Raw genomic sequence first — 12,260 nt, forward strand, 5'->3', positions numbered from 1 at the left:
CGCAGGTTTCTGCCTGCGGGGCTTTTTGTTTCAGCGCGGCTGCTGGGCGGGGCGGCCTATGGAGACATAGCCCAGGCCATGGCTGGCAGGCAGGGCAGGCTCGTAGAGGTTGCGGCCGTCAAAAATCATTCTGTCGTTCAGTGTTGTGGCCAGCAGGTCGAAGTCCGGCGCACGGAAGATCTGCCATTCGGTCACGATGGCCAGACTGTCTGCATCCTGCACGGCAGCCAGGGGGCTATCCACCAGCTCCAGGTCGGCACGCTCGCCGTAGATGCGACGGGCTTCCTTCATGGCAACGGGATCGTAGGCTTTCACCTTGGCACCGGCGGCCCAGAGCGACTCCAGAAGATTGCGGCTGGGCGCTTCGCGCATATCGTCGGTATTGGGCTTGAAAGCCAGGCCCCAGACGGCGATGGTCTTGCCCTCAAGCTGGCCGCTGTAGAAGGCGCTGATGCGCTCGAACAGCACATTGCGCTGGGCATGGTTGCGGTCCTCTACGGCATTGAGCAGCAGAGGCTCAAACTCGACCTCCCTGGCGGTGTGGATCAGCGCCTTCACGTCCTTGGGAAAGCAGCTGCCGCCATAGCCCACGCCTGGGTAGATGAAGTGGTAGCCGATGCGCGGGTCGCTGCCAATGCCGCGGCGCACGGCCTCCACATTGGCACCCAGCTTTTCCGCCAGGTTGGCAATCTCATTCATGAAGCTGATCTTGGTCGCCAGCATGGCATTGGCCGCATATTTGGTCAGCTCGGCGCTTCGGACATCCATCATCACGATCTTGTCGCGATTGCGGTTGAAGGGAGCGTAGAGCTCGCGCAGCTTGGCTTCGGAAGCCGGGTTGCCGGTGCCTATGATGATGCGGTCCGGACGCTGGCAATCGCCCACTGCCGCGCCTTCCTTGAGAAACTCGGGGTTCGACACCACATCGAAAGGGTGCTGCAGATTGCGCTGTGCAAGGCCTTCGGCAATCACGGTCGAGACCTTGTCCGCCGTGCCCACGGGCACGGTCGATTTGTTGATGACGATGCGCGGTCCGTCCATGTGCTGGGCGATGGTGCGGGCCACGGCCAGCACATATTGCAGGTCGGCGCTGCCGTCTTCGTCGGGCGGCGTGCCCACGGCCAGAAAGATCAGCTCGCTGTGCGCCACGCCTTCGGCGGCATTGGTGGTGAACCGCAAACGACCCAGTTGCTGGTTGTTGATGACGAGTGCATCGAGGCCTGGTTCATGGATGGGAATCTGGCCAGCCTTGAGTGCCGCGACTTTCTTCTCATCCACATCCACGCAAAGCACCTGGTGGCCGACATCGGCCAGCACGGCACCTTGCACAAGACCGACATAGCCGGTACCAAAGACAGTAACTTTCATACGCGATAAAAAGAGCGATACCAATCCACAAAATGCTGCACGCCCGTGGCCACGGGCATGGCTGGCGAGAAGCCGACCCAGGCTTGCAGGGCACGTGTGTCGGCCGAGGTGCTGTGCATGTCGCCGGGCTGTATGGGGAGCATTTGCTTGCGGGCGGTAATTTGCAGGGCGCCCTCCAGTGCTGCGATGTAGTCCATCAGCACGGTGGGCGAGTTGTTGCCGATATTGAAGATGCGATAGGGCGCGGTGCTGGTGCCGGGGTTGGGGTTCTGGCTGTCATAGCCGGCATCGGGCGTGGCGGGCTTGTCCAGCACGCGCATGATGCCTTCGACGATATCGTCGATATAGGTGAAGTCGCGCACCAGCTTGCCTTCGCCATAGACATCGATGCTCTCGCCCGCCAGCATGGCCTTGGTGAACTTGAACAAGGCCATGTCGGGGCGGCCCCAGGGGCCGTACACCGTGAAGAAGCGCAGGCCTGTGGTGGGAATGCCGTACAGGTGCGCATAGCTATGGGCCATCAGCTCATTGGCCTTCTTGGTGGCCGCGTAGTAGCTGATGGGGTGGTCTACCGCATCACTTTCGGCAAACGGCATCCTGGTGTTGCCGCCATAGACGCTGGAGCTGCTGGCATAGACCAGATGCTCGACCTGGTGCTTGCGGCAGCCTTGCAGGACATTGCCAAAGCCCAGCAGATTCGAGTCGGTGTAGTCGTCGGGCTGATCAATGGAGTAGCGTACACCGGCTTGTGCGGCCAGGTGCAGAACTTTGCTGGGGGCTACCTCGGCAAACAGGTCGGCCATGCCTTGCCGATCCGCCAGATCGAGTTCCACAAAGCGGAAGTGGGCGTGTGGGCGCAACTCGGTGAGGCGGGCATGCTTGAGCGCCACATCGTAGTAGTTGTTGAGGTTGTCGATGCCAACCACGGCCACACCTTGCTCAAGCAGTCGCTTGGCGCAATGCATGCCGATAAAGCCGGCACAGCCGGTGATCAGGACGGGATTCATGGGGCAATCCAGAGATATTGGTATTGCGCAGGTGTTGCGCTGGCAGGCATTTTCTCGAAAGGGATGCTCAGTGTTTGCAGCGCGGTTTTTGCCTGGGTGGTGAAGATGCCGTCCCACCAGCCCGCGACGGGCTTGTCGGCGCGTGTGATCAGCAGCAGGCCGCCTGTGGTATCGGCGCCGGCCTGAGACAGGCACTGCCTCAGCTGGGAGCCATCGGAGCAGCCCAGGGCGTAGGTTTGCGGGAACTGTGAATGCAGCATGGCCGCCAGCATATGGTCCGAGCCAACGATGACTCCCTTGCCGCTGTAGCCAGCCTGGCTCAGTTCCTGGGCCAGTGTCTTGACCGGATGGTTGAGTTCGTCGGGATCGTTCTTGCGACCGCCCTGCCAGGGGCGCAGCGTGGCCATGATCAGAAAGATCAGGGCAAAGACGATGACGAAGACGGTGAACAGGCGGCCCACGCCCTGCTCCAGCAGTGCCGGGCGCCAGACATACAGGGCCAAGGGTGCAATGGCCGTCAGAGGCAGCATCCAGCGCTGCTTGAAGTCCGTGACATCAGCTGCCAGCACCATGGCCAGCAGGCAGACGGCAATGATGAGCAGGTAGTTGCGCAGCAAAGGCCTGGCCCATTCCTGGCTGGGCAAAGACGCGTCGGTGCCGGGCTTCCAGAGTCTGGAGCGATAGCTGAGTACGGCGGCAATCAGCCACAGGCCCAGGGTGGAAAGCAGGGCCTTGAGCAGATTGCCCAGACCTTTCAGATGCGAGGCCTCGGTGGAGATGGACATCTTCTGTACGGTCTCGGTGGTTGCCATGCCCCAGTGCGAAGCCAGCCAGAAGGCATGGGGCGCAAACACCAGCAAGCCCACCAGCGGAGCCAGCCACCAGCCCCTGGCGAAGATGGCCGAGCGGACCTGTGCCACCGTCATGGAGGCCACGAACAAGGCGCCAATGAGCATGGCATAGCTGTATTTGGACAGCATGCCCAGACCGCAGAAGAGGCCGATCCAGACAAAATTGACGGCTTGCGGCTTTTGAACCTGGCGCAGTACCGCCCACCACAAGCCCATGGTCATGGCCGTCACCATCACCGTATGAGTCTGGTCGCGCAGCGAGTCCCAGCCGAAGGGCGGCATCAGCAGCAGACCTGCGGCAACCCACCAGGCACCTTTTTGATTGAGCAACTGCCGGCCAGCCAGCCATGCCAGGCAATAGGCCAGGGCAATCAGCAGATGTTTGAGCAATGCCAGAGCCAGCACCGAAGGGCCGAGAAGCTGACAGACCGCCCATTGCATCCAGGTATACAGAGGCGGCTGCGGGCCATAGCCTAGTTGCAATTGCTGGGCCCAGAGAATCTGTTCGGATTCATCCCATTTCATGCCTGCTGAAATGCTGATACGGGAAACGATATGGGCACAAACTAAAAGAGCCAGCCATATCCATGGCTTGGCATAAAGGGTCTGCTGCCAGTCTGGGCGAATAGAAGTCGAGGAGTTTGATGCCATAGGATTTGGCGGGTGCACATGTTTTGATAGTGCGCACTTACGATTGCGCTTGGCTTTGCAGGCCAAACAATGGGCCTGGCGCAAATGGCACCTAGGGTATTCAGTTAGTATAGGTGACTGTTATCCAAAATCATTGAGCATGACGTCCGTGCACGATTCCAATCCCGAAGTTTCCATCGTTGTTCCTGTTTATAACGAGTTCGATAATCTGCCCGATCTGGTGGCCCGCATTGATGAGGCCATGCGCACCCAGTCACTGAGCTACGAACTGATTGCGGTGGACGATGGGTCGACGGATGGCAGTGCCAGACGTCTGCGCGAGCTGGCCGAACAGCATCCCTGGGTGCGTGCCGTCTGTCTGGTGCGCAACTACGGTCAGTCCAGTGCCTTGCAGGCCGGTTTTGACCGGGTGCGCGGCCGGTATGTGGTCACGCTGGATGCCGACCTGCAAAACGAACCCGGCGATATTCCGCTGTTGCTGGAACGTCTGGAAAACGACCCCGATGTGGACATGATCTCGGGCTGGCGCAAGAACCGCCAGGACAAGGCCCTGTCGCGTCGCCTTCCCTCGGTGCTGGCCAACCGCCTGATTTCCAAATTCACCAATGTGCAGCTGCATGACTATGGCTGTGCATTGAAGGCCTATCGCCGCGAAATCATTGACCGCATTCGCCTCTATGGCGAGATGCACCGCTTCATTCCCTCACTGGCGCGTGATGCCGGTGCGCGTATCACGGAGATTCCGGTGCGTCACCATGCACGCACGCGCGGTGTTTCCAAATACGGCATAGATCGCACCTTCCGGGTGATTCTGGATCTGATCTTCATTGTCTTTTTCATGCGCTTTCGCCAGCGTCCGCTGCATGCCTTTGGCGGTATGGGACTGTGGATGGCAACGCCTGGCGTGCTGATCCTGCTGTGGCTGCTGGCACAGAAGATCATGGGCGAATCGATTGGCGGCCGACCCCTCTTGATGGCGGGAGTCATGCTGGTGCTGATGGGCATGCAGTTCATCGCAGCGGGCCTGATCGGCGAGCTGCTGACGCGTATCTATTACGAGTCGGGCAGTGGCCTTCAGTACCACGCCAAGGATTACAGCGCAGCCAGGCACAAGCCCGAAGAAAAAACAGCGAAAACCGAGACTACGGTCCTGTGAGCAAGGCGCGTAAGGCGGTTGTCCGAGCCCTGATGGGCATCGCTTTGCTGGCCGCCGTTGTCTATCTCGCCAACCCTGTGCAACTGTGGGGCCGGCTGCAGCAGGCCAGCCCCTGGTGGTTGCTGGGGGGCTTGGGGATTTCCATTGCCTCGAACGCGGTGTCGGCATGGCGCTGGCGTGCCATGGCGCGGTGGCTCGGGGCCGAGATGTCGCTGGCCTCTGGCATACGCTGGTACTTTCAGGCCATTGGCCTGAATGTGTTGCTGCCTGGCGCTGTTGTGGGCGGTGATGTCTATCGTGCGATTGCGCTGCAGAAGACCGGGCAGGCCAAGGCGGCAAGCAATCTTTCGGTGATTCTGGATCGCGTCAGCGGTCTGTGGATGTTGTGCGCGATCGGTGGCCTGGGGGCGGTGGCCTGTGCTTCCACACTGGCCCCCTGGATACACATGAACACCACGGTTTTCATCGCTCTGCTGCTTGTCGTCATCATGCTGTGGTTGCTGCTGCCTTGGGCTGCTCTGCAGGGCCTGCGCAGCAACTGGCTCAAGTTGCCTGGTGCATGGATGGAGCCTGTGCGCTTGGCGGCAAGCAGCCCGAACTTCCTGCTGCAACTGTGGGTGCAAGCAGCATCCTCGGCATTGGTGCAATTGCTGTCTGCTGGTGCGCTGGCCTGTGGGGCCATGGCTCTGGGCCTGCATTTGCCGCTGGCCGTTTGGGCCTTTGTCATCGCCCCCGTGTTTTTGATGGCTGCACTGCCTGTCAGTGTGGGCGGCTGGGGCACCCGTGAAGCTGCTGCTGTGGCAGCCCTGGCTCCCTTCGGAGTCCCTGCGGTACTAGCGGTTGGGGTTGGGCTCTTGTATGGTGTCTTTGCCCTGGGCCAGGGGGCTCTGGGAGCTCTGGCCCTGGGTCTGCCGGGCAGGTCTCAGGACTGAATTTTGGTGACTGCAGACTGGGTTTCCATTCTGCAAATACCGCCCCAGAGCACGGCGAGGCTGAAAATATAGAACATGTTTCCGCTGTTGTGCGCGAAGAACACCTGGGTCCAGCCAAAGCCGAAATAGGCCAGCGGCAGCAGCGTGGCGGCCGCGCGCAGAGCCAGCAGCTTGGAGCGCTGCGCCGCATCGGCATGCGCCAGACGGCGCTGCGTGGGCCAGAAAATGGCTGCAGGCACGGCATAGAACGCCAGCAGCAGGATCAGACCCGGCAGCCCGCGCTTGACCCACATATCCAGGATTTCATTGTGCGCATGCCCATATTCCATGACCGAAGGGTGGGCCAGGCCTTGATCGACCATTTGCTGCTTGGCTGCAGAATAGCCGGCCAGTCCCCAGCCGCTGAAGGGGCGCTGTTCGATCAGATGTATGGCAAGCCGCCATTGCTCCAGACGCTGGCCGACAGAGGTCACTGCATATTTCTGCGGGTCTTGCAGATACTGTGAGACTTCCCGAGCAGCTTCGCTGCTTCGTTGTTCCAGCTTCTGGTAGGCCGGCACTGCCACGACCAGCCCGAGCAGCAGCATGGCTGCCGCCGTCATGCTGGCCAGACGCTTGTAGCCATTGAGCCATGCCATCAGCCAGATGGCCGCGATCAGCAGCGGTATCACGACCCAGGAGCCGCGGGAGTCGGAAAGAAAGGACGCATAAATACCGCATGCAGCCATTAGCCCCAGAGCTGCTGTTTGAGACTTGCTCCAGCGGCCCAGCAAAGCCAGGGACAAGGTGGCAAAACCCATATACATGGCGATGCCACCATACTGGATGGCATTGGTAAAGCCGGAGACACGTAGCATCTTGAGCACGCCGGCCTGATACGCAGCAATCGCCAGGGCACCCATACTCCCCAGAGCCAGGCCCCAGACAATGGCAGTGAGCCGGATACCTGTTTTGCTCAGATACCAGAGGCAGAGAGCGGCCAGCGCGTATTTCGCGCCATAACCCCAGCCCGCCGCCGAGAACCAGTGGTCGAAGGACAGGCTCCAGAGCAGGCCCAGCACCAGCAGAAGCCCCGCCAGCACGAAAGTCTCGCGCCTGGCAAGGCCTTGGGGGCGGGCCGCGATACAACCGGCGAGAGTCAAAAGAGCCAGGGCCGTGGATCCGTAAGAGTAGCCAGAGGGGACGCAAAGACTCAACGCAAAGAATGCAAAGCAGGCGGCATCCAGGGCATGCGCAAGAGCAGTCGCCCGCTTGCCGGTTCGAGGTGTGACTTGTGTAGGCACATTCATAGTTGTCAATCAGGTTCTCCTGCGAGGCAGTTGGCTTCAACCTACACTGCAGGTCTTGTATTCGGTGCAGAAGTGTATGTCGTCATTACCCATTGTCTTTATCAATCTGTCCAAGGATGCAAAGCGCCGCGAGCGGATGACAGCCCAGTTCTCGCAAATGGGGTTGACAGCGTCGCGCTTGCCTGCAGTGTGGTGGGCGGATCTGTCCGAGGCCGAGCAAAAACGTTACTTCTGTGCGCCGCAAAGCCATGGCCGCTACTTCAAACCCCTGAGCAACGGAGAGAAGGGCTGTTACGCCAGCCATCTGAGGTCATGGCAGCAACTCATGGATAGCGACGCTCCTGCCATGGTTGTCTTCGAGGATGATGTGCGGCTTCTGCCGGATTTGCCCCAGGCGCTGGCCGCGATTGAAGCACTGCCCACCGATGGCAGCTGGGACATGATCAAGCTCTACGGGCGCGAGCCGGAAAAGATCGCGGATCAAGGTCCGTTGGTTCAGGGATCTTTGCAACTGATCTCCTATCAGCGGGTGCCCAGCTTTGCTGCCGGCTATGTCATCAGTCGATCCGGTGCCCGCAAGATGCTGGAGGCACGTGTTCCCTTCGATAGACCAGTCGATGTGGATATTCGCTTCTGGTTTGAGAACGACCTGCGTGTGTACGGGGTCTACCCCTCGGTCATTTCTCTGGATGACACCAGCGAGATCAGCAGCATCTGGGCCCAAAAAGAAGCACCGGCGAATCGTTTGCAAAAAATGCGCAAATTCAAGATGAAGCTGGCTTTGAGCTGGGGGAACTTTCGGGCTTCAAAGCCTCTTGTAACGGCAGTTCTCAAGCGCTGACCGGCAGCAGTCTTTGATAGTGGGACCACATCTGTTCTCGTCCGTAGTGGCTTAGTGCGTGGACGCGCGCCGCTGCGCCCAGGCTCTGGGCCAGCGCTGGATTCTGGAGCAGTCTTTGCAAAGCGTCTGCCATGGAGTCGGGGTCTGACTCCCGCACCCGCAGGCCGTTCACCTCGGGGGTGACGACTTCCCGGGCTCCGATGACATCGGACACCACACAGGCACAGCCTGCGGCCATGCCTTCCACCAGCGCCAGAGGCATGCCTTCCCAGTGCGTAGCCAGAACAAAGATCTGAGTTCTGGACAGTCGCTGGGGCAGGTCCGAGACATTGCCCAGGAAGCGAACCTGCTGCTCAAGTCCCAGCTCAGCCACCAGCCGCTCGGCTCTGGCCCTGAGCGAACTCTTGCCTGCGCCGGCCAGATAGAGTGTGGGCGTCAGGCCGCGTTGCCTGAGCGCGGCCAGAGCCCTGATCAGCGTGTCGTGATCTTTCTGGCGCGCAAAGCGCGACGCCATGTAAATGGCCGGCTCGCGTTCCTGCCAGCGCTGGGGCATGGCGTCTTGAGCAAAGCGTGTCAGGTCGATGCCGTTGCAGATGGCAATGCATTTTTCGGCCGGGAAACCTCGTTCGACCAGACTGGTTCTGACGCCTTCAGAGACGCCGATATGGGCCTGGGTGAACGGCTCCAGCGCCAGGGCCTGGCGCAGACGACGCGGCGTGTAGCGCTCACGCGAGTTGTGCTCCACATGAAAGATATGCGCCACACCCTCGGCTGCAGCAGCGCGCCTGCCCCAGATATGGTCGCTGAAACCATGGGCGAACATCGCATCGGGCTTGAAGTCTCGAATGACTTTGCGCAACTCCCAGACGGTGAGTGCATGCAGCCAGTTGGACACCACCTTGACCTGCAGGCCTTGCTGGCGCAGGGCATCGATCTTGCGCTCATCCGTGCTGGGCTTGCGGCGCAGCACCAGCAGAACTTCATAGCCTGGCGTGTGTAGTGCGGCCAGACTCAGGTCTACCGCGACCTGGGTGGCGCCGGAAAACCCTCCGGTCACGAAGTGCAGGATTCGGATCGGCGTTGTAGCGTCAGTTTTTGGCTCAGGGAAAGAGTGTGAGTTCATTGTTCTGATGGACAATCTGCACAGATCATTTGCGTCTATTGTTTCTTTTTGTTCTCCGCACCATGACCCGGATTCCTGCCCAATTATTCAAAAGCGCATTGAAGCTGGTTCAGCCCCGGACGCTGAAATCCTCAGCAAGCTATTGCGACGCAATACCGGTCATTGTCGAAGGCAAGGTAGCTGCTCCCGCACCGCAATTAGCGGCGTCGCCGGGCGCTGCGATTCCCAGGAAATTGTGGACCTACTGGAACCATGCTCAGCCCGACTCGTTTGTGCGCGAATGCATCCAGAGCTGGCGTTTGCAGTGTCCGGATTATGAAGTATGCCTTGTGCATCCTGGCAACCTGGCCCAGTACGTGGCACAAGAAGCTTTGCCTGCCCGGTTCCATGAGCTGCATCCCACCAAACAATCTGACTGGCTGCGCCTGTACCTCGTGGCCCTGCATGGAGGCTTCTGGCTGGATGCCAGCACCCTGCTGACGCGCTCGTTGGGCTGGATGCAGGCAGCCGTCGACTCCAGGACTGAGTTTGTGGGTTTCTATCTTGAGAAATTCACCACCCAGGTGCAGAGGCCTGTGATCGAAAGCTGGGCATTTGGCGCTTTGGCGGGCTCCGATTTCATCGTCGCCTGGCAGCGGGAATTTCACCAAGCCTTGATTGTCGAGGGAACCGAGGCCTATCTGCAGCGGCTCCAGGCACAGCCCGATTGGGTCGATATCCGGCAGAACATTGGCGATCCTCATTACCTGCTGATCCATGTCACGGCACAGCAGGTGCTGCGCCAAAGACAGTATTCACGCATGGCATTGTTCAAGGCCGAGGACTCGGCTTATTACTATCACCATGCCTTGCGCTGGAAATGGTATTTGCTGTATCCCCAGTTGTGTCGGGTTCAGGGGCCGAAGATCAGTGCTCCCATCGTCAAGCTCAGAGGCGGAGAGAGGCGGCATTTCACGGAAATGTTCAAAGCCCATGGCGGGGCAGTGCCAGGCAGCACCTGGCATCGGGCTCTCAATCCCGAGGCATAAAAAAGAGGCTCCTATCGGGAGCCTCTTTCATGAACGGTGGTTGCTTCAATGCCCGCCAGCAAACACCTCACCGGCCTTGAGGCGGTAGGTCGTGCCGCAATAAGGGCATTTGGCGTCGCCGGTCTTGGCCACGTCCAGATAGACCTTGGGGTGGCTGTCCCACAGTTTCATGTCGGCCTTGGGGCTGGGGCAGAACACGCCACCTTGTGCGTTGAGGTCTTTGGCGGCCAGTTCGACGACGGCATTCGTGGTCATTTCTCGTGTCTTTCGTGTTTTCAATAATGAAGCATGGCCGGAAATACTGGCGCAATTGAGGTCAGAAGCACCAAGCAAGGGCCGTCCCGCAGCGACGGTGCTGTCCCCCGGGGGGAAGCGGCAAAGCCGCCCAGGGGGTGATTTATACCAAGGTCAGCCAGTGTGCGTACTTGGGATTGCGGCCGTTGACGATGTCAAAGTAGGCCGCCTGGATTTTCTCGGTGATCGGGCCGCGGCGGCCTTCGCCGATCTGCACGCGGTCCACTTCGCGGATGGGCGTGACTTCTGCGGCAGTGCCGGTGAAGAACAGCTCGTCCGAAATGTAAAGCTCATCGCGGGTGATGCGCTTTTGCACCACTTCCAGGCCCAGGTCCTTGCAGATGTGCAGCACGGTGTTGCGCGTGATGCCGTTGAGTGCGCCAGCGGACAGGTCGGGGGTGTAGATCACGCCATCCTTGATCACAAAGATGTTCTCGCCCGATCCTTCGGAGACAAAGCCCGATGCGTCCAGCAGGATGGCCTCGTCGTAGCCGTCGTCCAGAGCCTCGGTATTGGCCAGGATGGAGTTGGTGTAGTTGCTCACCGCCTTCGCCTGGCTCATGGTGATGTTCACATGGTGGCGGGTGAAGCTGGAAATCTTGGTGCGGATGCCGCGCTGCATGCCTTCCTCGCCCAGATAGGCGCCCCAGGCCCAGGCCGCCACCATCAGGTGGATGGTGTTGCCCTTGGGCGAGACACCCAGCTTGCGGTCGCCGATCCAGGTCAGCGGGCGCAGATAGCAGGATTTGAGGCCGTTGGCCTTGACCACCTCGACCTGAGCCTGGTTGACCTGCTCCTGGCTGAATGGGATCTGCATGCGCAGGATCTTGGCGCTGTTGAACAGGCGCTTGGTGTGCTCTTCGAGGCGGAAGATGGCCGTGCCCTGTGCGGTTTCATAGGCGCGTACGCCTTCAAAGGCGCCGCAGCCATAGTGCAGCGTATGGGTCAGCACGTGGATCTTGGCATCGCGCCACTCCACCAGCTGACCATCCATCCAGATCTTGCCGTCGCGGTCGGACATCGAGGGAACAACAGGGCTCATAAAACCATCCTCTATGGGTTGTGTGTTCGGCGGGCGCTGCTGCCGGGTCGGCGGCAGCGCTTGTCTCCTGAAGCTGCCATTTTAGGGGGAGGTCGGGGCAGATGTCCGGTCTGTTGCTTGCGCATCAGCCGCCGCAGAGTCTTCCTTTTGCTCGGGACGCTGCAGCTCCCACTTCATGAGACGGCCAGCGACAAATTCGCAGGTCACATGGGACTGTGTACCGTCAGTCCAGCGGTAGATTTCCGGGCTCTGGCCCTCTTCGGACAGACGCTGACCCAGGGAGCGGGTCATGGCCACCACATGGACCAGCGGGACCTTGGGCTTGAGCTTGGCATTGAGCATCACGGCGCTGCCCACATAGCCGATAGGCCGGTCCGACGCCTTCTTCATGATGGACATCAGGCGCGTGAAGTGCAGCAGCACCCACATGATGATGCCGCCTGCAACGGCCGCCACGCCGGGCCAGCCCGCAGAGTTGTAGGCCGCGATCACCAGCACGATCAAGCCCAGGGGAACCAAAATATTGCGCAAATTCATGGGCTTATTGTCATACGAGGGTATGGGTTTGAGTGTGCGGACAGTGCGTATGCCCGTACAGGCTGCTGTGATCAAGGGGTTTTCAAAAACAGTAGCTGTATGCGTATTTAGAGAAACGATTTCAGATCACTTATTGCCTGA

Annotated in this window: 12 protein-coding genes; 4 read left to right on the forward strand and 8 right to left on the reverse strand. The window is 60.0% G+C overall.

What is annotated here, in order from left to right; translation table 11 throughout:
* Positions 1–30 precede the first annotated feature (30 nt).
* Genes AAIL67_RS07325 through AAIL67_RS07335 form a run of 3 tightly spaced genes read right to left on the reverse strand, consistent with a single transcriptional unit; the run spans position 31 to position 3,751 of the window.
* On the reverse strand, positions 31–1,368 hold the full coding sequence (locus AAIL67_RS07325) for a UDP-glucose/GDP-mannose dehydrogenase family protein (RefSeq protein WP_343483680.1): 1,338 nt from the start codon (positions 1,366–1,368) through the stop codon (positions 31–33).
* A complete protein-coding gene (locus AAIL67_RS07330) occupies positions 1,365–2,375 on the reverse strand; it encodes an NAD-dependent epimerase (RefSeq protein WP_343483681.1) in 1,011 nt (336 codons plus the stop codon). Before AAIL67_RS07330 ends, AAIL67_RS07325 begins: the two co-directional genes overlap by 4 nt.
* Positions 2,372–3,751 (reverse strand): glycosyltransferase family 39 protein, encoded by a 1,380-nt coding sequence (locus AAIL67_RS07335; RefSeq protein WP_343483682.1) that lies wholly within the window; start codon positions 3,749–3,751, stop codon positions 2,372–2,374. The genes AAIL67_RS07330 and AAIL67_RS07335 overlap by 4 nt, the downstream gene beginning before the upstream one ends.
* A gap of 265 nt (positions 3,752–4,016) precedes the next feature.
* Here AAIL67_RS07335 and AAIL67_RS07340 point away from each other — a divergent pair, with 265 nt between their 5' ends.
* Both AAIL67_RS07340 and AAIL67_RS07345 read left to right on the forward strand, forming a co-directional pair.
* Positions 4,017–5,033 (forward strand): glycosyltransferase family 2 protein, encoded by a 1,017-nt coding sequence (locus tag AAIL67_RS07340; protein ID WP_034351303.1) that lies wholly within the window; start codon positions 4,017–4,019, stop codon positions 5,031–5,033.
* A gap of 32 nt (positions 5,034–5,065) precedes the next feature.
* Complete coding sequence (locus tag AAIL67_RS07345; protein ID WP_187771842.1) at positions 5,066–5,965, forward strand: lysylphosphatidylglycerol synthase transmembrane domain-containing protein; 900 nt, start codon at positions 5,066–5,068, stop codon at positions 5,963–5,965.
* Here AAIL67_RS07345 and AAIL67_RS07350 read toward each other — a convergent pair.
* Positions 5,956–7,107, reverse strand: a complete 1,152-nt coding sequence (locus AAIL67_RS07350) for an O-antigen ligase (RefSeq protein WP_343483683.1) — start codon at positions 7,105–7,107, stop codon at positions 5,956–5,958. The two genes, AAIL67_RS07345 and AAIL67_RS07350, sit on opposite strands and share 10 nt — an antisense overlap.
* 211 nt (positions 7,108–7,318) lie before the next feature.
* On the opposite strand from AAIL67_RS07350, the gene AAIL67_RS07355 reads away from it, so the two are divergent.
* Positions 7,319–8,095, forward strand: coding sequence for a glycosyltransferase family 25 protein (locus AAIL67_RS07355; RefSeq protein ID WP_343483743.1), 777 nt, complete (start codon positions 7,319–7,321; stop codon positions 8,093–8,095).
* Here AAIL67_RS07355 and AAIL67_RS07360 read toward each other — a convergent pair.
* Positions 8,085–9,218 (reverse strand): glycosyltransferase, encoded by a 1,134-nt coding sequence (locus tag AAIL67_RS07360; protein ID WP_045839280.1) that lies wholly within the window; start codon positions 9,216–9,218, stop codon positions 8,085–8,087. The two genes, AAIL67_RS07355 and AAIL67_RS07360, sit on opposite strands and share 11 nt — an antisense overlap.
* Before the next feature lie 62 nt (positions 9,219–9,280).
* Here AAIL67_RS07360 and AAIL67_RS07365 point away from each other — a divergent pair, with 62 nt between their 5' ends.
* On the forward strand, positions 9,281–10,246 hold the full coding sequence (locus AAIL67_RS07365; protein WP_187771846.1) for a capsular polysaccharide synthesis protein: 966 nt from the start codon (positions 9,281–9,283) through the stop codon (positions 10,244–10,246).
* Positions 10,247–10,291: 45 nt separating this feature from the next.
* Here the strand turns inward: AAIL67_RS07365 and AAIL67_RS07370 are convergent, their stop codons facing one another.
* From AAIL67_RS07370 to AAIL67_RS07380, 3 genes are all read right to left on the reverse strand, one after another.
* Entirely contained in the window at positions 10,292–10,501 is a 210-nt protein-coding gene (locus tag AAIL67_RS07370) for a zinc-finger domain-containing protein (protein ID WP_343483684.1), read from the reverse strand.
* A 142-nt stretch (positions 10,502–10,643) separates the two neighbouring features.
* Positions 10,644–11,582 carry a branched-chain amino acid transaminase gene (locus tag AAIL67_RS07375; RefSeq protein WP_034382721.1) on the reverse strand — a complete coding sequence of 313 codons (939 nt, stop codon included), beginning with the start codon at positions 11,580–11,582 and terminating at the stop codon, positions 10,644–10,646.
* Positions 11,583–11,663: 81 nt separating this feature from the next.
* On the reverse strand, positions 11,664–12,119 hold the full coding sequence (locus AAIL67_RS07380; protein WP_343483685.1) for a glycerate kinase: 456 nt from the start codon (positions 12,117–12,119) through the stop codon (positions 11,664–11,666).
* Positions 12,120–12,260: the final 141 nt, after the last annotated feature.

This window comes from Comamonas sp. A7-5 (assembly GCF_039581385.1).
Taxonomy (GTDB): Bacteria; Pseudomonadota; Gammaproteobacteria; order Burkholderiales; family Burkholderiaceae_C; genus Comamonas; species Comamonas thiooxydans.

Bases quoted from the DNA above. Each gene is read 5' to 3' on its own strand.
- AAIL67_RS07360 (WP_045839280.1), bottom strand. From the start codon at position 9,218: ATGAACTCACACTCTTTCCCTGAGCCAAAAACTGACGCTACAACGCCG.
- AAIL67_RS07335 (WP_343483682.1), bottom strand. From the start codon at position 3,751: ATGAAATGGGATGAATCCGAACAGATTCTCTGGGCCCAGCAATTGCAA.
- AAIL67_RS07330 (WP_343483681.1), bottom strand. From the start codon at position 2,375: ATGAATCCCGTCCTGATCACCGGCTGTGCCGGCTTTATCGGCATGCAT.
- AAIL67_RS07325 (WP_343483680.1), bottom strand. From the start codon at position 1,368: ATGAAAGTTACTGTCTTTGGTACCGGCTATGTCGGTCTTGTGCAAGGT.
- AAIL67_RS07345 (WP_187771842.1), top strand. From the start codon at position 5,066: ATGGGCATCGCTTTGCTGGCCGCCGTTGTCTATCTCGCCAACCCTGTG.
- AAIL67_RS07380 (WP_343483685.1), bottom strand. From the start codon at position 12,119: ATGAATTTGCGCAATATTTTGGTTCCCCTGGGCTTGATCGTGCTGGTG.
- AAIL67_RS07370 (WP_343483684.1), bottom strand. From the start codon at position 10,501: ATGACCACGAATGCCGTCGTCGAACTGGCCGCCAAAGACCTCAACGCA.
- AAIL67_RS07375 (WP_034382721.1), bottom strand. From the start codon at position 11,582: ATGAGCCCTGTTGTTCCCTCGATGTCCGACCGCGACGGCAAGATCTGG.
- AAIL67_RS07365 (WP_187771846.1), top strand. From the start codon at position 9,281: ATGACCCGGATTCCTGCCCAATTATTCAAAAGCGCATTGAAGCTGGTT.
- AAIL67_RS07340 (WP_034351303.1), top strand. From the start codon at position 4,017: ATGACGTCCGTGCACGATTCCAATCCCGAAGTTTCCATCGTTGTTCCT.